The organism is Rhodoferax sp. GW821-FHT02C08 (assembly GCF_059421805.1).
The window spans coordinates 76,974-95,764 of sequence record NZ_JBWKVR010000007.1 but is presented as its reverse complement, the minus strand read 5'-3'; the positions used below and the strand labels follow the sequence as shown (position 1 = coordinate 95,764).

At 58.3% G+C, this 18,791-nt stretch carries 24 protein-coding genes and 1 tRNA gene; 19 read left to right on the top strand and 6 right to left on the bottom strand.

Translation table 11 applies throughout. The features are described 5' to 3' along the window. The first annotated feature begins 5 nt into the window (after positions 1–5). The 7 genes from hisI to tatC all read left to right on the top strand — a co-directional run bounded on the left by hisI (position 6) and on the right by tatC (position 3,214). On the top strand, positions 6–419 hold the full coding sequence (hisI, locus tag AC07VY_RS10970) for a phosphoribosyl-AMP cyclohydrolase (protein ID WP_495097545.1): 414 nt from the start codon (positions 6–8) through the stop codon (positions 417–419). Positions 420–424: 5 nt separating this feature from the next. Further along, complete coding sequence (locus tag AC07VY_RS10965) at positions 425–820, top strand: phosphoribosyl-ATP diphosphatase (protein WP_495097477.1); 396 nt, start codon at positions 425–427, stop codon at positions 818–820. Next, positions 813–1,208 carry a DUF4870 family protein gene (locus tag AC07VY_RS10960; RefSeq protein WP_490592414.1) on the top strand — a complete coding sequence of 132 codons (396 nt, stop codon included), beginning with the start codon at positions 813–815 and terminating at the stop codon, positions 1,206–1,208. The genes AC07VY_RS10965 and AC07VY_RS10960 overlap by 8 nt, the downstream gene beginning before the upstream one ends. Next, complete coding sequence (locus AC07VY_RS10955; protein ID WP_495075353.1) at positions 1,205–1,573, top strand: histidine triad nucleotide-binding protein; 369 nt, start codon at positions 1,205–1,207, stop codon at positions 1,571–1,573. The genes AC07VY_RS10960 and AC07VY_RS10955 overlap by 4 nt, the downstream gene beginning before the upstream one ends. Positions 1,574–1,647: 74 nt before the next feature. Beyond that, entirely contained in the window at positions 1,648–1,881 is a 234-nt protein-coding gene (tatA, locus tag AC07VY_RS10950) for a Sec-independent protein translocase subunit TatA (RefSeq protein ID WP_495075354.1), read from the top strand. Between the two features lie 22 nt (positions 1,882–1,903). After that, on the top strand, positions 1,904–2,365 hold the full coding sequence (gene tatB / locus AC07VY_RS10945) for a Sec-independent protein translocase protein TatB (protein ID WP_495097478.1): 462 nt from the start codon (positions 1,904–1,906) through the stop codon (positions 2,363–2,365). Positions 2,366–2,419: 54 nt separating this feature from the next. After that, positions 2,420–3,214 (top strand): twin-arginine translocase subunit TatC, encoded by a 795-nt coding sequence (tatC, locus tag AC07VY_RS10940; protein WP_495097479.1) that lies wholly within the window; start codon positions 2,420–2,422, stop codon positions 3,212–3,214. Between the two features lie 59 nt (positions 3,215–3,273). Here the strand turns inward: tatC and AC07VY_RS10935 are convergent, their stop codons facing one another. Then, entirely contained in the window at positions 3,274–4,416 is a 1,143-nt protein-coding gene (locus AC07VY_RS10935; protein WP_495075357.1) for a S1C family serine protease, read from the bottom strand. A 175-nt stretch (positions 4,417–4,591) separates the two neighbouring features. Between AC07VY_RS10935 and AC07VY_RS10930 the strand changes: the two genes are divergently transcribed. Next, positions 4,592–5,353 carry a Nif3-like dinuclear metal center hexameric protein gene (locus AC07VY_RS10930; protein ID WP_495097480.1) on the top strand — a complete coding sequence of 254 codons (762 nt, stop codon included), beginning with the start codon at positions 4,592–4,594 and terminating at the stop codon, positions 5,351–5,353. Next, entirely contained in the window at positions 5,353–6,399 is a 1,047-nt protein-coding gene (pdxA, locus tag AC07VY_RS10925) for a 4-hydroxythreonine-4-phosphate dehydrogenase PdxA (RefSeq protein WP_495097481.1), read from the top strand. Before AC07VY_RS10930 ends, pdxA begins: the two co-directional genes overlap by 1 nt. An 84-nt stretch (positions 6,400–6,483) precedes the next feature. Here pdxA and mscL read toward each other — a convergent pair whose 3' ends face one another. Next, positions 6,484–6,912, bottom strand: a complete 429-nt coding sequence (gene mscL, locus AC07VY_RS10920; protein WP_495097546.1) for a large conductance mechanosensitive channel protein MscL — start codon at positions 6,910–6,912, stop codon at positions 6,484–6,486. Between the two features lie 150 nt (positions 6,913–7,062). Here mscL and petA point away from each other — a divergent pair, with 150 nt between their 5' ends. The 6 genes from petA to AC07VY_RS10890 all read left to right on the top strand — a co-directional run bounded on the left by petA (position 7,063) and on the right by AC07VY_RS10890 (position 11,209). Further along, positions 7,063–7,662 carry a ubiquinol-cytochrome c reductase iron-sulfur subunit gene (petA, locus tag AC07VY_RS10915; RefSeq protein WP_495097482.1) on the top strand — a complete coding sequence of 200 codons (600 nt, stop codon included), beginning with the start codon at positions 7,063–7,065 and terminating at the stop codon, positions 7,660–7,662. Between the two features lie 11 nt (positions 7,663–7,673). Next, positions 7,674–9,083 (top strand): cytochrome b, encoded by a 1,410-nt coding sequence (locus AC07VY_RS10910; protein WP_495097483.1) that lies wholly within the window; start codon positions 7,674–7,676, stop codon positions 9,081–9,083. Between the two features lie 16 nt (positions 9,084–9,099). Next, positions 9,100–9,858: a cytochrome c1 gene (locus AC07VY_RS10905; protein ID WP_495097484.1), complete on the top strand. Its 759-nt coding sequence runs from the start codon at positions 9,100–9,102 to the stop codon at positions 9,856–9,858. A 101-nt stretch (positions 9,859–9,959) separates the two neighbouring features. Further along, positions 9,960–10,571: a glutathione S-transferase N-terminal domain-containing protein gene (locus AC07VY_RS10900; RefSeq protein WP_490592425.1), complete on the top strand. Its 612-nt coding sequence runs from the start codon at positions 9,960–9,962 to the stop codon at positions 10,569–10,571. A gap of 22 nt (positions 10,572–10,593) precedes the next feature. Next, entirely contained in the window at positions 10,594–11,082 is a 489-nt protein-coding gene (locus AC07VY_RS10895) for a ClpXP protease specificity-enhancing factor (RefSeq protein WP_495097547.1), read from the top strand. 51 nt (positions 11,083–11,133) lie between these two features. Continuing rightward, positions 11,134–11,209 (top strand) — tRNA-Thr (locus AC07VY_RS10890). A gap of 4 nt (positions 11,210–11,213) precedes the next feature. Here the strand turns inward: AC07VY_RS10890 and AC07VY_RS10885 are convergent. Then, a complete protein-coding gene (locus tag AC07VY_RS10885; RefSeq protein ID WP_495075363.1) occupies positions 11,214–11,525 on the bottom strand; it encodes a hypothetical protein in 312 nt (103 codons plus the stop codon). Positions 11,526–11,740: 215 nt separating this feature from the next. Here AC07VY_RS10885 and secA point away from each other — a divergent pair, with 215 nt between their 5' ends. The 4 genes from secA to AC07VY_RS10865 all read left to right on the top strand — a co-directional run bounded on the left by secA (position 11,741) and on the right by AC07VY_RS10865 (position 17,147). After that, positions 11,741–14,488, top strand: a complete 2,748-nt coding sequence (secA, locus tag AC07VY_RS10880; RefSeq protein ID WP_495097485.1) for a preprotein translocase subunit SecA — start codon at positions 11,741–11,743, stop codon at positions 14,486–14,488. An 81-nt stretch (positions 14,489–14,569) separates the two neighbouring features. Beyond that, positions 14,570–15,799 (top strand): bifunctional glutamate N-acetyltransferase/amino-acid acetyltransferase ArgJ, encoded by a 1,230-nt coding sequence (gene argJ, locus AC07VY_RS10875; RefSeq protein WP_495097486.1) that lies wholly within the window; start codon positions 14,570–14,572, stop codon positions 15,797–15,799. Then, positions 15,796–16,674, top strand: coding sequence for an ATP-binding protein (locus AC07VY_RS10870; protein ID WP_495097487.1), 879 nt, complete (start codon positions 15,796–15,798; stop codon positions 16,672–16,674). Before argJ ends, AC07VY_RS10870 begins: the two co-directional genes overlap by 4 nt. Next, complete coding sequence (locus AC07VY_RS10865; protein ID WP_495097488.1) at positions 16,671–17,147, top strand: NUDIX domain-containing protein; 477 nt, start codon at positions 16,671–16,673, stop codon at positions 17,145–17,147. The genes AC07VY_RS10870 and AC07VY_RS10865 overlap by 4 nt, the downstream gene beginning before the upstream one ends. A gap of 41 nt (positions 17,148–17,188) precedes the next feature. Here AC07VY_RS10865 and AC07VY_RS10860 read toward each other — a convergent pair whose 3' ends face one another. From AC07VY_RS10860 to coaE, 3 genes are read right to left on the bottom strand one after another with little or no spacing between them, the layout of a single operon-like run. Then, the gene (locus AC07VY_RS10860; protein ID WP_495097489.1) at positions 17,189–17,401 is read right to left on the bottom strand and encodes a DNA gyrase inhibitor YacG; all 213 of its coding nucleotides are present in this window, start codon (positions 17,399–17,401) and stop codon (positions 17,189–17,191) included. A 2-nt stretch (positions 17,402–17,403) separates the two neighbouring features. Beyond that, the gene (gene zapD, locus AC07VY_RS10855) at positions 17,404–18,159 is read right to left on the bottom strand and encodes a cell division protein ZapD (protein WP_495075369.1); all 756 of its coding nucleotides are present in this window, start codon (positions 18,157–18,159) and stop codon (positions 17,404–17,406) included. 21 nt (positions 18,160–18,180) lie between these two features. Beyond that, on the bottom strand, positions 18,181–18,789 hold the full coding sequence (gene coaE, locus AC07VY_RS10850) for a dephospho-CoA kinase (protein ID WP_495097490.1): 609 nt from the start codon (positions 18,787–18,789) through the stop codon (positions 18,181–18,183). Between the last annotated feature and the right edge of the window lie 2 nt (positions 18,790–18,791).

Sequence of the window (18,791 nt, the reverse complement as noted above, 5' to 3'; positions counted from 1 at the left end):
TGACAATACAGCCTATGAATTGGTTAAACGAAGTGAAATGGGACGCCCAAGGGCTGGTTCCCGTGATTGCACAAGAAGCCTCCAGTGGAGATGTGCTGATGTTCGCCTGGATGAACCGCGAGGCGCTGGAAAAGACTGCCGCCCTGGGCAGGGCCGTGTACTTCAGCCGCTCGCGCAACCGCCTGTGGTTCAAGGGCGAAGAGTCGGGCCATGTCCAGACGGTGCATGAAATTCGTCTGGACTGTGACAATGATGTGATCCTGCTCAAGGTGACGCAGCAGGGCCATACCCCCGGTATTGCCTGCCACACTGGGCGCCACAGCTGCTTTTTCAGCGTGCTGGACATTGGAGCCGAGGGTGGAGCTACCTGGACAGCCATTGACCCGGTCTTGAAAGACCCGGAATCCATCTATAAATAACTGCTATGCAACTCCAAGACCCATTGACCCGCCTGGCCGCCGTGATCGACAGCCGCAAGCCAGCCCTTGGCGGTGACCCCAGCGCTAGCTATGTGGCGCGCTTGCTGCACAAGGGGCCGGATGCCTTTTTGAAGAAGATCGGGGAGGAAGCTACCGAGGCCGTGATGGCCGCAAAAGACGCCGAGCATGGCGGCGCGACCCCCGCTCTGAAGGCCAAATTTGTCAACGAAGTGGCAGACCTGTGGTTCCATTCCATGGTGGCTTTGGCCCATTTCGACCTGAGCCCGGCCGACGTGATTGCCGAACTGGAGCGCCGTGAAGGCACCAGCGGCATTGAGGAGAAAGCCCTGCGCAAGGTGTTGGCACGCGAGGCCCAGGCTCCAGGAGCGACCCATGAGTGACGTGATCGATGTACGTGCCGTGGACAGCGAGAAAGCGCAGGAGCTGAAAACCGTGGGCTGGGTCAGCTACATACTGCACCTGATCGTGGCTATTGGTGCCGTCATTCCTGGCGCACAGCCCGGTGCTGCTTTGCTGATCGTGGCCCTGGTGATTGATCTTGTGAAGAAGGGCGAGGCCGAAGGAACCTGGCAGGCCAGCCATTTTTCCTGGCGTATCCGCACCGTGTTGTGGGCCGGTGTGCTGTATGTGGTGACGGCACCGCTGTGGTTTCTCTTCATCTTGCCTGGCTGGATCGCCTGGGGCTTGATTTCATTGTGGTTTTTGTACCGTATCGTGCGCGGCATGGTGGCTATGAATGCCAGCCAAGCGGTAGGAGATAGCCTGTGACAACCCACCAGCACGATGCAAATTGCCTGTTTTGCAAGATTATTGCGGGGCAGATTCCGTCCAAGAAAGTCTATGAAGACGAAGAACTTTTCGTGTTCCATGACATCCATCCTTGGGCGCCAGTACATTTTCTGATGGTGCCGAAGCCGCATATTCCGTCCATGGCGCAGTTGCAGCCGGAGCATGCGGCGCTGGTTGGGCGCATGATGGTATTGGCCCCGCAACTGGCTGCACAGGAGGGCTGCAGGCCCTACCCGCAAGGCGGGTTTAGGGTGATTGCAAATACCGGCGATGATGGCGGGCAGGAGGTGCACCATTTGCATTTGCACGTGATCGGCGGTCCGCGACCCTGGCTGAAGGGCTAGGCTTTTACCTGGCGGTCGGCCTCTGCTGTCATGCCTGCCGACTAGAATCAAACATACATTGTTAGGAGCATTCCATGGGTTCTTTTTCTATCTGGCATTGGTTGATCGTCCTGTTGATCGTGGTCATGGTGTTCGGCACCAAGAAGCTGAAGAACATGGGCAGCGACCTGGGTGGCGCGGTGAAGGGCTTCAAGGACGGCATGCGCGACGGCGCGGCGACCGAAGAAGACAAGCCTGCAGCCCAAGTGGGCAGCACCACGGGCGCACAAAAAACCACGATCGACGTGGAAGCCAAGACCAAGTCTTGAGCACTGAGCAGATTTCACAGCTGTGATCGATCTCGGTATTTCGAAAATGGCGCTGATCGGCGCGGTGGCGTTGATCGTCATCGGGCCGGAAAAGCTGCCGCGCGTCGCGCGCACCGTGGGGACCTTGTTGGGCAAGGCGCAGCGCTATGTGGCCGACGTTAAGGCCGAAGTCAACCGGTCCATGGACCTGGATGAGCTGAAGAAGATGAAGGAAACGATGGAAGGTGCAGCGCGCGATGTGCACCAGTCCATCCAGACCAACGTCAGCGACTTTGAAAAGCAGGTGTCGAACGACGGCTCCAGTGCCCTGGCTGCGCCTGACTACGACTATGCGCAGTACCCTGAATACAAGCGCCCTCAAAAGCGCTGGCGGCTCAAGCAGGGCGCAACGCCGCAGTGGTTCAAGGCGCGTACCGGCGTGCGTACCAAGGCGCTCTCGGGTGCGGCCCGCGTGGCGCGCTACCGTCCCCAGAAAATCAATTAACAGAGGCCAGCCGGCCTCTGTGTCTGTTTGGGCATGCCCCAATGAATGTCCACGATGTCTGATCCACACAACAAGCAAGACGACGAACTAGCCGGAACCGAGCAGCCCTTTGTGCAGCACCTGATGGAGCTGCGTGACCGCCTGGTGAAGGCTTTGCTGGCCGTGCTGGTGGCTGCCGGTGGGTTGGCGCTGTACCCCGGCCCGGCGCGTCTGTACGACATGCTGGCCTCGCCCTTGGTGGCGGCCATGCCAGAAGGCAGTTCGCTGATCGCCACTTCGGTGATCTCGCCGTTCATGGTGCCCATCCAGGTGATGTTCATGGCGGCGTTGATGATTGCGCTGCCGGTGGTGCTGTGGCAGGTCTGGGCATTTGTAGCGCCAGGCCTGTATTCGCACGAGAAAAAACTGGTGCTACCACTGGTGGTGTCGAGCACGCTGCTGTTCTTCGTGGGCGTGGCGTTCTGTTACTTCTTCGTGTTTGGGCAGGTGTTCAAGTTCATCCAGAACTTCGCGCCGCACAGCATCAAGGCGACGCCGGATGTTGAAGCCTATCTGAGCTTTGTGCTCACCATGTTCCTGGCCTTCGGCCTGGCCTTTGAGGTGCCTATCGTGGTGGTGGTGTTGGCCCGCATGGGTCTGGTCAGCATCGACAAGCTGAAGAGCTTTCGCGGCTACTTCGTGGTGCTGGCTTTCATCGTGGCTGCTGTGGTGACCCCGCCCGATGTGGTGTCGCAGCTGGCGCTGGCCATTCCCATGTGCCTGCTGTACGAGATGGGCATCTGGGCCGCGCAGGTTTTCATCAAGCACACCCAGTCACCGGACGACGACGCCAAGCCCGCAGAATCTTGATTAAATATGCCTCTGGCGCATGATTTATCTACGCCAGTAGCTATTGAAACTGTAGCGGATTAGCGCTCTTGCCGCGCGGGCTTGGGGCGCAGGCCCGGGGTCACGTCCAAGCTCAGTTCCTTGTCCTGGCGTAGCACGCTGAATTTGCTGGCGGTGCCAGGCTTGAGCATGGCCACGCTGGTCAGTAGCTCCGACACGGTGCTCACCGGCTTATCCCCCACCATCTTGATCACATCGCCCGGCCGGATGCCAGCATGGGCTGCCGGGCCGTTTTGCAGCACTCCGGTGATGATCACGCCCTGCAGCGTTTTCACTCCGAAGGTCTCGGCCAGTTCGGGGGACAGGTCGTTGGGCTCCACGCCGATCCAGCCGCGGCGCACCTGGCCTTCGGTGACGATGCCTTCCAGCACCAGCTTGGCGGTCGATACGGGTATGGCAAAGCCAATGCCCATGCTGCCGCCGGAGCGCGAGTAGATGGCCGTGTTGATACCCATCAGATTGCCGTTCACGTCCACCAGCGCACCGCCGGAGTTGCCGGGGTTGATGGCTGCGTCGGTCTGGATGAAGTTCTCAAAGGTGTTGATGCCCAACTGGTTGCGGCCCAGCGCGCTGACGATGCCGCTGGTGACTGTCTGGCCCACGCCAAACGGGTTGCCGATCGCCAGCACCTGGTCGCCCACCTGCAGTGCGTCCGAGCTGCCCAGCACCATCACCGGCAGCTTGTCCAGCGTGATCTTCAGGATGGCCAGGTCGGTGTCCGGGTCGGTGCCTATCACCTGGGCCTGCACGTGGCGGCTGTCGGTGAGAGTGACTTCGATGGAGTCCGCGCCTTCCACCACGTGGTTATTGGTCAGGATATAGCCGCTGTCGCTGACGATTACGCCGCTGCCCAGGCCGACCTGGGCCTGGCTGCCGCGATCGCCAAAGAAGAATTTGAACCAGGGGTCATCGCTGCGCGGGTCGCGCTCAGCCATTTTGCTGGTGTTGATGCTGACCACCGCCGGCGAGGCTTTTTTTGCGGCGGCACTGAAGCTACCCGAAGCCGGGGCGCTGGACGCGCTGGCGGGGGCTTCGATCAAGGAGATGGTGCTGCCGGAAAACGGCCGCTTGCCCAGCCACTCGGGCTTGAGCGTGGTGACGACGAAATAGGCGGCCAGCAGAATGGTGGCGGTTTGGGCAAACAGGAGCCAGAGGCGCTTCATGGTGGGAAATATGGTGGAGTGGCGTGGCGGGTAGAGCGGCCGCAAACACAGACAAATAAGCCATTGTCTCCCAAGCCGCAGGGACGCCACAACCCAAGCGGGTTTGCGCCGTTCCGTCGTGACCAGAGCCAGCCCGATGCAACGCGGGGTGTGCCGTAGCTGCGAAAATGCTGCCATGAGTACCTCTCGCACCGCACTGCTGCAGGCTTTTGATGCCTTGCTACAACCCGCGCGCTTCAAGGACTATGGGCCGAACGGTCTGCAGGTTGAAGGCAAGCCCCAGATCACACGCATCGTCTCGGGCGTCACCGCCAGTCTGGCCTTGATTGAAGCAGCCGTGGCCCAACAGGCCGACGCCATCTTTGTGCACCACGGCCTGTTCTGGCGGGGGCAGAGCGGCACGGTGACCGGTTGGATGAAGCAGCGCCTGGCCTTGCTGCTGGCCCATGACATCAACCTCTATGCCTACCATCTGCCACTGGATGCCCACCCCACACTGGGCAACAACGCCCAGCTGGGTGCGCGCTTGGGGCTGCAGGGGGCAGGGCAGTTCGGTGACAACGAGCTGGGCTTTCTGGGCGAGCGCGCCGATGGCGGTGTTTTCGACTCCGTGCAGGCCTTGGCCCAGCATGTGGAAAAAGTATTAGATCGGCCGGTAGTGCAGATTCCTGGTGCGCCGGGAGCTATTAAAAAGATAGCATGGTGTACGGGCGGTGCGCAAGGCTATTTCGAGGCCGCCATCGCCGCCGGAGCCGATGCTTTCATCACCGGCGAGATTTCCGAACCCCAGGCCCACTACGCGCGTGAATGCGGCGTGGCTTTCATCGCCTGCGGCCACCATGCCAGCGAACGCTATGGCGCGCCTGCGGTCGCAGCCCATGTTGCGGAGCAGCTGGGCGTGGCCCACACCTTCATCGACATACCCAATCCCGCATGATGCCCGCCCTGCAAGCTCCTATTGCCATTACCTTGGGCGACCCGGCCGGCATCGGTCCGGAAACCATTGCCAAGGCCTTCCGTGACGCGCCCGATGCCACCCAGGGCTGTTTTGTGGCCGGTGATCTGGCCACTGTGCGCCGCGCCTCTCAACTGGTCAGCGGTCCCGGCCAGCCCGGTCTGCCAGTGGCGCTGATTGCAGCACCGCAGGAGGTCTGGTCCGTACCGCCTCGTTGCATCCCGGTGCTACAAATAACGGAGCATTTCCCGCAGACACCATATGCGCAAGTGAGCGCTTTGGCGGGTAGGGTTGCGGCCGATTGCGTGGTTTGGGCCAGCCGTGCGGCTCTGCGCGGTGAGCTGGCGGCGGTGGTGACCGCACCCTTGCACAAAGAGGCGCTGGCGGCTGCCGGCGTGCCGTTTCCAGGCCACACCGAGCTGCTGCAGGCCGAGGCTGCGGCCTTTCTCGGCAAGCCGGTGCAGGACGTGCCGGTGCGCATGATGCTGGCCAACGACGAACTGCGCACGGTGCTGGTCAGCATCCATATGTCATTGCGCCAAGCGATTGACGCGGTGACCTTGGACGGCGTGCTGCAAACCCTGCGCATCACCCACCAGTCTGTGGGTACGGCATTGGGCCGAGCGCCGCGCATCGGCGTGGCTGGGTTGAACCCGCATGCGGGTGAAGGGGGCTTGTTTGGCCGGGAAGAGATGGACACCATCATTCCCGCTATCCAGGCCGCGCGAGCGGAGGGCCTGGATGTCCACGGGCCCTATGCGCCCGACACCGTCTTCATGCGTGCCCGCGCCAAGAATGGCCGGCCGGGCGAGTTCGATGTAGTGGTCGCCATGTACCACGACCAGGGCCTGATCCCCGTGAAATACCTGGGTGTGGAGCAGGGCGTGAACGTGACGCTGGGCTTGCCGCTGGTGCGCACCAGCCCGGACCACGGTACGGCGTTTGATATTGCAGGCACGGGCGTTGCCGATGCGTCCAGCCTGGTGGCCGCCATCCGCATGGCGCGCCGGCTGTGCCGCTTTCCGTGACATTGGGCTGATAAAAAAACCCGCCAGCGCAAGCTTGACGGGTGTTTTTAGCTATAAAAAATAGAGTGCTGTTATGGGGCGGGTCTATTTGTTCAGGCTATCGCGGATTTGGCGCAGCAGCAAGATGTCTTCGGGTGTTGCCGGTTCTGCGGCAACGGGCGCCGGTGCATCTTTCTTGAAGCGGTTGATCTGCTTCACCATCATGAAAATGATGAAAGCCAGAATTGCGAAGTTCACCGCTACGGTGATGAAGTTGCCATAGGCAAACACCGGCACGCCAGCTTTCTTGAGCTCAGCCACAGTCATCGCCGTGCCTGCTGGTGGCGTGCCGAGTACGACGAACATGCTGGAAAAATCGAGCTTGCCGAAAATCGTGCCCACCACCGGCATGATCAGGTCGCCCACTACAGAATCCACAATCTTGCCAAAAGCGCCACCGATGATGACACCGACGGCGAGGTCGATCACGTTGCCTTTTACGGCGAATTCCTTGAATTCCTGCAGCATGCCCATGTCTTTTCCTGGTAGTTTGACGAGGGTCATTATTCTCCACAATATCGGCCACATGGACCAGTTGTAGCGGGTTTGCCGGGATGGGGTGAACGATATCGCTCGGATACAATCAGTAGTTGATCCCAAACGGCAATGAATTTGAGGACCCCCATGAGTGATGCTTCAGTGGACAACAGTAAGCGAACGTGGTTGATTGCATCCGGTTGTGCCGGTGCTGTGGGTGGCGTAGCAACCGCCATCCCTTTCGTAAGTACCTTTCAGCCTTCAGAGCGCGCCAAAGCCGCCGGTGCTGCGGTAGAAGCCGATATCTCGGGCCTCAAGCCGGGTGAAAAAATGACGGTGGAATGGCGCGGCAAGCCCGTATGGATTTTGCGCCGTACGCCGGAGCAGGTCGCCGAGCTGCCCAAGCTGGATGCTGAGTTGGCTGACCCCAAATCGTTGCGCAATCCTTCCGAATTCACACCGGAATACGCCCGCAACGAAGGGCGTTCCATCAAGCCGGAATTTCTGGTGGTTGTAGGCATATGTACCCACTTAGGGTGCTCACCTTCGGATAAGTTCACACCGGGTCCCCAACCATCTTTGCCCAGTGACTGGGCAGGTGGCTTTCTCTGCCCATGCCATGGCTCGACTTTCGACATGGCAGGTCGCGTCTACAAGAACAAACCCGCCCCAGACAACTTGCCAGTTCCGCCGCACATGTATCTCACGGATACGCGGCTGCTGATTGGTGAAGATAAGAAGGCTTGAGGGAACCCCACATGGCTGTATATAAAGAAATCTCCCCCAATGCCAGCGGCCCAGAAAAGCTGTTGAATTGGGTAGACAACCGCTTCCCGGCAAGCAAGCTCTTCAAAGAGCATATGTCGGAGTACTACGCACCCAAGAACTTCAACTTCTGGTACATCTTTGGTTCCTTGTCCCTGTTGGTGCTGGTGCTGCAAATCGTCACCGGCATCTTTCTGGTGATGCACTACAAGCCAGATTCCAACCTGGCGTTTGCCTCGGTGGAATACATCATGCGCGATGTGCCCTGGGGCTGGTTGATACGCTATATGCATTCCACTGGCGCTTCCGCGTTCTTCGTGGTCGTGTACCTACATATGTTCCGAGGCTTGTTGTACGGTTCGTATCGCAAGCCACGTGAATTGGTGTGGATCTTTGGTTGCGCGATCTTTCTGTGTCTGATGGCCGAAGCTTTCATGGGCTATTTGCTGCCCTGGGGGCAAATGAGCTATTGGGGTGCGCAGGTGATCGTGAATCTGTTCTCTGCCATTCCTTTTGTGGGTCCAGACCTGGCGCTGCTGATCCGTGGCGATTACGTGGTGGGTGATGCGACTCTGAACCGCTTCTTCAGCTTTCATGTGATTGCTGTGCCCTTGGTCTTGCTGGGCCTGGTGGCGGCACACATCATTGCGCTGCATGAAGTCGGCTCCAACAACCCTGACGGTGTAGAAATCAAGGGTCCGAATGCTCCCAAGGATGCGAATGGCCATCCTCTGGACGGAATTCCGTTTCACCCCTATTACTCGGTGCACGACATCTTCGGTGTCAGCGTGTTCTTGATGGTATTTACGGCCATCATCTTTTTTGCGCCAGAGTTTGGTGGCTACTTTCTGGAATACAACAACTTCATTCCGGCTGATTCACTAAAGACGCCTTTGCACATTGCTCCGGTGTGGTACTTCACTCCGTTCTATTCCATGCTGCGAGCGATTACCAGCGAGATGATGTACGCACTGATCGCTTGTGTGGTGGGTGGTGCGGCCCTGGGCGTGTTTAAGTTCAAATTGCCGAGCTTTGTCAAGGCGGCCATCGTTGTGGTGGCTGCGGGCGTGGTGGCCATGATGATGTCGATTGACGCTAAGTTCTGGGGTGTGGTTGCCATGGGAGGCGCAGTCATCATCTTGTTCTTCCTGCCTTGGCTGGATCACAGCCCCGTGAAGTCCATCCGTTATCGTCCCAGCTGGCACAAATATGTGTATGCGGTGTTTGTCGTGAATTTCCTGGTTCTTGGCTATTTGGGTGTGCAGCCGCCATCGGATATTGGTGGCCGCGTCTCCCAGATTGGTACGTTGTTCTATTTCGGTTTCTTCCTGCTGATGCCGTGGTGGAGTCGCTTGGGAACGCCCAAGCCAGTGCCCAGTCGCGTAACCTTCACTGCGCACTAAGCCGGAGATTCTGAATATGAAAAAACTGATTCTCTGCATGCTCGCGGCGCTGACACTGTCTTTCGGTGCACAGGCTTCTGAAGGCAATGAGGTTCATTGGGACAAGGCGCCTAATAAAACCAATGACCTGGCGGCCTTGCAAAACGGCGCCAAGTTATTCGTCAATTACTGCCTGAGCTGCCACTCCGCGGCGTTCATGCGTTTCAACCGTTTACGGGATATCGGGCTGACCGATCAGCAGATCAAGGATAATCTGCTGTTCACCACCGAAAAGGTTGGCGAAACCATGAAGGCGGCCATCGATCCTCGACAGGCCAAAGACTGGTTTGGTGCCAACCCGCCCGATCTGACGTTGATTACCCGTTCGCGCTCCGGTCACGGTGGTACTGGTGCAGACTACTTGTATACCTATTTGCGTAGTTACTATCCAGACGATACCAAGCCAACGGGCTGGAATAATCTGGTGTTCCCGAATGTGGGCATGCCCCATGTTTTGTGGGAACTGCAAGGAAGCCGCAAGCCCGTTTATGCGGAAGTCGAAGAGCATGGACATGAGGTGAAGGTGTTTAAGGGATGGGAGCAAGTGACTCCCGGTACCATGACTCCTTTGCAGTACGAACAGGCTGTGGGTGATTTGGTGAGCTATCTCCAGTGGATGGGCGAGCCGGCGCAGAACAGCCGCGTGCGCGTGGGTGTCTGGGTGCTATTGTTTTTGGGAGTGTTAACTCTCTTCACGTGGCGGCTCAATGCGGCGTTCTGGAAAGACGTCAAGTAGACCTGTTGCAGTATTTGGTGTCCCGGGCCTTATGCCCGGGATTTGTAGAGTGGGCATGCATTGCGCACCCCACTCTTTTTGATTTTTAGGAGCCCTTTGCCATGATGGTCTTGTATTCAGGAACGACCTGCCCGTTTTCCCACCGCTGCCGTTTCGTATTGTTTGAAAAGGGCATGGACTTCGAAATCCGTGATGTGGACCTCTACAACAAACCCGAAGACATCAGTGTCATGAATCCTTACGGGCAAGTGCCGATTCTGGTGGAGCGGGATCTGATCTTGTATGAGTCGAACATCATCAATGAATACATTGATGAGCGTTTCCCCCATCCCCAGCTGATGCCCGGTGATCCGGTGGATCGTGCACGCGTACGTCTGTTCTTGCTCAATTTCGAAAAGGAATTGTTCGTACACGTTGCGCTGCTGGAGTCGCGCGCTTCCAAAGGTAATGAAAAAGCACTGGAAAAGGCCCGTGCCCACATCCGTGATCGCCTGACCCAATTAGCCCCCGTGTTCTTGAAGAACAAGTACATGTTGGGTGACAACTTCTCCATGCTGGATGTGGCGATCGCTCCTTTGCTGTGGCGCCTGGATTTCTATGGCATCGACCTGAGCAAGAATGCGGCTCCGTTGCTGAAGTATGCTGAACGAATTTTCTCTCGTCCTGCCTATATCGAGGCATTGACGCCGTCTGAAAAAGTGATGCGCAAGTAAGCAGGAGTATCGGTTGTCCATCATGCAAGCCTTGGATTCGACTTCCACGCGCCCCTACTTGATCAGGGCCCTGTACGAGTGGTGTACCGACAATGGATTTACGCCTTACGTAGCAGTGCTGGTCGACGATTCGGTGCAGGTTCCACGGGAGTATGTGAAGGATGGTGAGATTGTTCTCAACATCAGCTTTGATGCGACCAGCTCGCTCAAGCTGGGGAATGATTTCATCGAGTTCAAAGCCCGCTTCGCGGGGACTCCACGTGAGATCTTGGTGCCGATTGGCCGGGTGATTGCTATTTATGCGCGTGAAAACGGCCAGGGTATGGCATTCCCTTCACCGGTGGCGGGGTCAGCGCCTACTGCCGATGCTGTGGTGAAGAACTCTCCAAGTGCTGTGGTGACGGATGCTTCTCTCAAGGGAGTGGCGTTGGATGCTGACGAGGGTGGTGAGCTTCCTGAGCCGCCGCGGCCATCGGGTGGAGCGCGACCGGCATTGAAACGCGTGAAGTAAAAAGATGGGTGACTGAAAAAGCCCCCATCGATTGGTTAAAATAGAAAAGTTGCCGATTTAGCTCAGTTGGTAGAGCAACCGCCTTGTAAGCGGTAGGTCGTCAGTTCGATTCCGACAATCGGCACCATATCTCAAACATCCGTCTTCATTTTTACCTTGAGGCGGATGGTAGTCACATCCCACCCCTTGGTTCGTAAATGCGCCAGTAGAGCGGGGGACAGCTGCCTCAGCTTTGCCGAAACGGCATTGTTGTTCACTAGTAGGCACCAACTGCTGCCATCGATTGGCCCAGCTTGAATGGTTGACCACAGTGCTTCGGGCATGAGCCCCTTGATGGCTTTTAAACGCTCGTTCGAATCTTTTGCCAGCGCGGTCAAACGGGCCAGTGTGGGAGAAGCTGAGGCCGCCTGCTGCAGCGTGACGTAGTGGTTACTTTTACGCATGGAAGCTCCGATTATCTGCGGCGATGCAAATGCCGGGCTGCAATAGCCGGCTTTTATCTGGCTACCGGCAGATGGTTAAAATCCGTCGGTTGTGGATCGCAAGTTCTGCAAACCATGGGTTGACTTCTTTCTCCAAAGCCTCAACTGACTCCAAGATACTTTAGGGATTTCGATCGCCACACCGCGGCTACCGTGGTTGTGTCGGTCTCGCATTCATGACCACCAATTTCCTGACAAAAATTTTCGGCAGCCGTAATCAACGCCTGCTGAAACAGTACCGCAAGACGCTTGAGGGTATCAATGCGTTGGAGTCACAGTTTGAAAAACTGTCAGATGATGCATTGCGGGAGAAAACGCTAGCGTTCAAGCAGCGGGTCGCGGGCGGTGAGTCGCTGGATGCCATTCTGCCGGAGGCGTTTGCGGTGGTCCGGGAAGGCTCCAAGCGGGTCATGAAGATGCGCCATTTTGATGTGCAGATGCTGGGCGGAATGTCGTTGCACAACGGCAAGATCTCAGAAATGCGTACCGGTGAAGGCAAGACCTTGACCGCCACGTTGCCGGTGTATCTGAATGCACTTTCGGGTAAGGGTGTGCACGTGGTCACGGTCAATGACTACCTGGCGAACCGTGATGCGCGCTGGATGGAGCGCCTGTACAACTTTCTGGGCCTTACAGTCGGCGTCAATCTGCCGAACATGCCGCGCGAGGAAAAGCAGGCTGCCTACGCAGCAGATATTACCTACGGTACCAATAACGAGTACGGCTTCGATTACCTGCGTGACAACATGGTGTACGAAGTCCGTGACCGTGTGCAGCGCGGCTTGAACTACGCCATAGTCGATGAGGTGGACTCGATCCTGATCGATGAAGCACGTACCCCGCTGATCATTAGTGGCCAAGCAGAAGACCACACGGCAACCTACATTGCCATCAACAAGGTGATTCCCTTCCTTACGCGCCAAGAGGGTGAGGCGGATCCGCGTACCGGTGAAGGTGTTACCAAGCCGGGCGATTTCACGATCGACGAAAAATCCCACCAGGTATTTCTGACCGAAGACGGTCATGAAAATGCCGAACGCATCCTGGCGGAGCAAGGTCTATTGGCGCCGGGGGCCTCCTTGTATGACCCAGCCAATATCACCCTGATGCACCATGTCTATGCGGCGTTGCGGGCCAACCACCTGTATCACCGCGATCAGCACTATGTGGTACAGGACGGCGAAATCGTCATCGTGGACGAGTTCACCGGGCGTTTGATGTCGGGTCGCCGCTGGAGTGAAGGCCTGCACCAGGCTGTGGAAGCCAAAGAGGGCGTATCCATCCAGGCAGAAAACCAAACGCTGGCATCCATCACTTTCCAAAACTACTTCCGCCTGTACGGCAAGCTGTCGGGCATGACTGGCACGGCGGATACTGAGGCGTACGAGTTCCAGGAAATTTACGGTCTGGAAACCGTGGTGATTCCTCCTAACCGTGTGAGCCGCCGTGAAGACCAATTGGACCGCGTCTACAAGACGACGCGCGAAAAATACGAAGCTGCCATCAAGGATATCCGTGAGTGCCATGAGCGTGGCCAGCCCGTACTGGTCGGTACGACCTCGATCGAAAACTCGGAGATCATCGACCGCTTGTTGAACGAGGCCGGTTTGCCGCACCAGGTGCTAAACGCCAAGCAGCATGCGCGCGAGGCCGATATCGTGGCCCAGGCTGGACGTGCCAAGATGATCACCATCGCCACCAATATGGCGGGGCGCGGCACAGACATTGTGCTGGGCGGCAACCTAGAGAAGGCGTTGGAACCTATCCATGCCAACCCGGACCTGGACGAAGCTACCAGGCAGGCGGAAAGTGAACGCGTGCGTGCCCAATGGGTGCAGGACCACGAAGCCGTCAAGGCTCTCGGTGGTCTGCGCATCATTGCTACAGAACGCCATGAATCGCGCCGAATCGACAACCAGTTGCGTGGCCGCTCGGGTCGCCAGGGTGACCCAGGTTCGTCGCGTTTTTACCTGAGCCTGGACGATCCGCTGATGCGGATCTTCGCGGGCGACCGAGTCAAGTCCATCATGGACCGTCTCAAGATGCCTGATGGCGAAGCCATTGAAGCCGGCATTGTGACCCGCAGCATTGAAAGCGCCCAGCGCAAGGTGGAAGCACGCAACTTTGATGTGCGCAAGCAACTGCTGGAGTACGACGACGTTTCCAACGACCAACGCAAGGTCATCTACCAACAGCGCAACGAGATTCTGGACGCTGCGGATTTGACGGCGCAGATCGAATCTTTGCGCGAGGGCAGCGTAATGGATCTGGTGCGCCAATTCGTTCCGGCCGAATCGGTGGAAGAGCAATGGGATATCCCTGGCCTGGAAAAAGCCTTGCTGGATGAATGGCAGCTGGACTTGCCTTTGGCCGCTTATGTGCAGGCTGCCAGTGCCATCACAGACGAAGATATTGTGCAGAAGGTGCTGGACGTAGCGAACGCCTCCTTCCAGGTCAAGGTGGAGCAGGTGGGCGGTGATAACTTTACCCAGTTCGAGCGCATGGTGCTGCTGCAAAGCATAGATACCCATTGGCGTGAGCACCTGAGCTCGCTGGATTATCTGCGCCAGGGCATCCATTTGCGCGGCTACGCGCAAAAGCAGCCCAAGCAGGAATACAAGCGCGAAGCCTTCGAGTTGTTTGGCCAGTTGCTGGACACCGTGAAAAACGATGTGACCAAGGTTCTGATGACGGTCAAGGTCCAGTCCAGCGAGCAACTTGGCGAAGCGGCCGAGGCCATGGAAAACCGGGCCGAAAGCATTGCCAACGTGACCTACACCGCACCGACCGAGACCGGCGAGGTGGAAACCCGCGTGGATGCCAATACCCAAGCTGCTGCCGAGGTGCCTCGTGTGGGGCGCAACGACCCCTGCCCCTGCGGTAGCGGCAAGCGCTACAAGCTGTGCCACGGCAAGTTGGTATAACTGCCAACCAGCTGGATGACGGGCTGCGGCCCGTTTTTTCATGACCTGTCCCCGCGTGCAACTCTATTTTGAAAGACTGTTATGCCCGTGAATCTGTCTGCTCCCAATCCCGCTGATCTACATCCTGTGCCGGGCGTGTTGCTGGGAATTGCCGAGGCTGGTGTGCGTAAACCCAACCGGAAAGACGTTCTGGTGGTGCAGTTGGATGAAGGCGCTTCAGTGTCTGGTGTGTTCACGCAAAACCGCTTCTGTGCCGCACCGGTTCAGATTTGCCGCGAGCATCTGGCTGCTGGCCTGGGTATCCGTGCGATTCTGGTGAATACCGGCAATGCCAATGCCGGCACTGGCGAGGATGGTTTGATGCGTGCCAAGTCCACCTGCATTGCGCTGGCCCAGTACCTGGACCTGGCGCCTGAGCAGATCCTGCCGTTCTCCACCGGCGTGATCATGGAGTCGCTGCCACATGACCGTATCAAGGCCGGTTTGCCAGCTGCTTTGGCCGATGTCCGTGCGGACAACTGGGGCCGCGCTGCAGAGGCCATCATGACCACCGACACGCTACCCAAGGCCTTCAGCACCCAGGTACAGCTGGGTGGCGCCACCGTGACGGTGACGGGTATCAGCAAGGGGGCGGGCATGATCCGTCCAAACATGGCCACCATGCTCGGCTTCATGGCCACGGATGCGAATGTGCACCCGTCGTTACTAGCGCAACTGGGCAAAGACTTGGCGGATGCCTCGTTCAACCGCATCACCATCGATGGCGACACCTCGACCAACGACTCGTTTGTCGTCATCGCCACCCACAAGGCGGCCCATGCGCAAATCACTGCGCTGGACAGTGCCGACGGCCAGGCTTTGAAAGCCGCGATGCTGTCGGTGGCCCAGAAGCTGGCCCAGGCCATTGTTCGCGATGGCGAGGGTGCGACCAAGTTCATCACGGTGCGTGTTGAAGGCGGCAAGACGTCCGAAGAATGCCGCCTGGCAGCGTATGCGATCGCCCATTCGCCCTTGGTCAAGACCGCATTTTTTGCCAGCGACCCCAACCTGGGCCGTATCTTGGCAGCGGTGGGCTACGCAGGTATCACCGATCTGGACCAGACCGGTATTGACCTGTTTCTGGATGACGTACACGTAGTGGTCAATGGTGGGCGCAACCCCACATACCGCGAAGAAGACGGCCAGCGCGTAATGAAGCAGAGCGAAATTACTGTGCGCGTAGGGCTGGGCCGCGGTACGGCCGCCGACACCGTGTGGACCTGCGATTTCAGCCACGAATATGTGTCCATCAACGCCGACTACCGTTCATGAACGAGAAATTTGAGCGCCTGATCGAGCGTGCCGAGCAGCTGCTGCAGCGCGTAGAGTCCATCCTGCCCCAGCCGGTGCAGGCACCGGATTGGAATGCGGCTATTGCCTTCCGCTACCGCCGCCGGGGCTCGGGCCACGGCGTGCTGGAGCCGGTGCGCCATATTGGCAGCATGGCGCTGGCCGACCTGAAGGAAATCGACGTCCAGAAGGAAAAAATCCAGCGCAACACCCTGCAGTTTGTAGACGGCAAGCCCGCCAACAATGTGCTGTTGACGGGTGCGCGCGGCACAGGCAAGTCTTCGTTGATCAAGGCCTGCCTGACTACTTACGCGCCACGCGGTCTGCGCTTGATTGAGGTCGACAAGGCTGATCTGGTGGATTTGCCGGACATCGTCGATGTGGTGGCCGACAGGCCTGAGAAATTCATTGTGTTCTGCGACGACTTGAGCTTTGAAGAGGGTGAAGCCGGTTACAAGGCCTTGAAGTCGATTCTGGATGGCTCGGTGGCCGCGGCCAGTCCCAATGTGCTGATCTATGCCACCAGCAACCGTCGCCATCTGCTGCCGGAGTACATGAAGGAAAACCTCAGCTACACGCATACCGAAGATGGCGAGGTGCATCCGGGTGAAGTGGTGGAGGAAAAGATTTCCTTGTCCGAGCGCTTTGGACTGTGGGTTAGCTTTTATCCGTTCTCGCAAGACGAGTATCTGGCCATTGTGGCCCAGTGGCTGCAGTCTTTCGGCGTGGATGCCGAGGCGATTGCCGCAGCACGCCCAGCCTCCCTGGTGTGGGCGTTGGAGCGTGGCTCCCGCAGCGGGCGTGTGGCCTACCAGTTCGCGCGTGACTACGCGGGCCAGCATATGCGTGCGGCATGAGCGGGCAGCCGCTGGTAGCCGATGCAGACCGTCCGCGTGAAGGCGGTCCTGAACGCGCCATCGTAGAGGTGGCCGTGGGTGTACTGGTGCAGCCGGACGGCCACTTTCTGGTGACATCCCGGCCGGCGGGCAAGGTGTACGCCGGTTACTGGGAGTTTCCGGGTGGCAAGCTGGAGCAGGGCGAGACGGTGGAGCAGGCATTGCGTCGGGAGCTGCAGGAAGAGCTGGGCATCACCATAGGCGCTGCGCAGCCCTGGAAGGTGGAGCTGGTGGACTACCCGCACGCCTTGGTGCGTTTGCACTTTTGCAAGGTGTTTGACTGGACGGGGGGGCTGGAAATGCGCGAAGGCCAAAGTCATGCCTGGCAGCTGCTGCCTTTGCAGGTGATGCCGGTACTACCAGGTACCGTGCCGGTGCTGGCTTGGTTGGCACAGGAGCGGGATTTCCTTGGTGCTACACATTCTGTAGCTTAGTGCGCAGGCAAAATCTGCGCTAGAGCCGTATTTTTATAAATTTATTGCAGGCGGGCGTCACCAAAGACGAGGTCGTCCGGTGGTGCTTCGGCAGGCAGGCTGAAGCTGGCACTGGCCCAGGCACCAAAGTCAACGTTTTTGCAGCGCTCGCTACAAAACGGACGGTAGGCATTGCTGGCGGCGTACAGGCTTTTACCCTTGCAGGTAGGGCAGACAACCCATTTTTTCGGCAGTGGGGGAGCGGTATCAGTCATGCTCAGGCGCAGAGGGTGAGTTCAAACGAGGCATCATCGCTGCAGGGGTGCAGATGGTCGTCAGCCTCGTGGCGCATCAAGCGTACCGAAACCATCAGTCGGTTGCCGCTGATTTCGGGAATCAAGCCCAGCGCGGGGTCTATGCGCAGACGTAGCAGCTGGTAGGTGCGGCCCTGGGGCAGGTTTTGCTGAAATTGTCCGCCGATTGCGATGACTTTTTGCGGCGCACCGGAGTCACGCAGCATTTTTAGCAAATGGTGGATGGACTCGGCTAGCGGTGCCAGGGTTTGTGCCCATTTCTCAATCGCTTGACGGCGCACGTCGGCAGGCTGGTGCTGCCACGCGTAATACGCCGGCAGATCGAAGCCACAGGTACCGCCTGGGATGCTGACCCGGCTGCGCAAGCCCATCAGCCAGTCGTTTTCCGTTAGGCTGTGGCCGGCTTTACCGGGTTGCTCATGCAGTGCGGTGTAGCAGGTGTCGAGCTGGCCTATGACTTCGTCCAATACGTCTTCTGCGATGGATGGGTTGCCACGGTAGCCATTCAGTATGTTTTTTTGCTTTTCCAGATCCCGCATCACATCCGATTTGAGGTCGGCGCGTGCGGCTACGTCCATGATCTCGAAAATCGTGGTCAGCGCGTAATGGTGGTCTAGCGCGTGGGCGCGGGGCACCAGTTCCCCCAGCCGCCGGAAGAGATGTTCCAGCCGCAGATAGGTGCGTATACGTTCGTTAAAGGGATATTCGTAAAGAATCACGCAGATTTTCCTGTGGCGGCATCATAGCCCGAAGTATGGGGCGATTTGTTCAACCTGCTGGCGTAACTGGTCTAGCGATAGACCTTCGTTGTAGATCACCGTGTCGGCCAGCGCCAGGCGCTGTTCACGGCTGGCCTGGGTTCGGATGATCTGCCGCACGGCTTCTTCGGACAATTGACTGCGGGCTACGGTGCGGGCGATTTGGGTGCTGACCAGGCAGTCGATGACGAGAATGTGGTCCAGCTTGCCTCGCCAGTGGCCAGATTCCGCCAGCAAGGGGATATCGAATACCACGCAGCTTATACCAGCAGCCTGTGCGGCTTGAAATTGAATTTCAATTTCCTTGGCTACGAGGGGGTGGATGATGGCTTCCAGCGCGTGTTTGGCGCTCGCATCGGAGAAGGCCAGGGTGCGCATCTTGTTGCGGTCCAGTGCGCCGGTGGAGGTCAGAAATTCCGCGCCAAAACGCGTGCGTATGGCTGGAATGGCTGCGCCTTCAGGTGCCGTGCTGGCGCGGGCGATGGCATCGGCATCGATCAGCGCGGCTCCACGTGCTTGCAGCATGTGTGCCACCGTACTTTTACCGCTGCCTATGCCTCCTGTGAGGCCTAGTCGAAGGCCACTTCGCACAG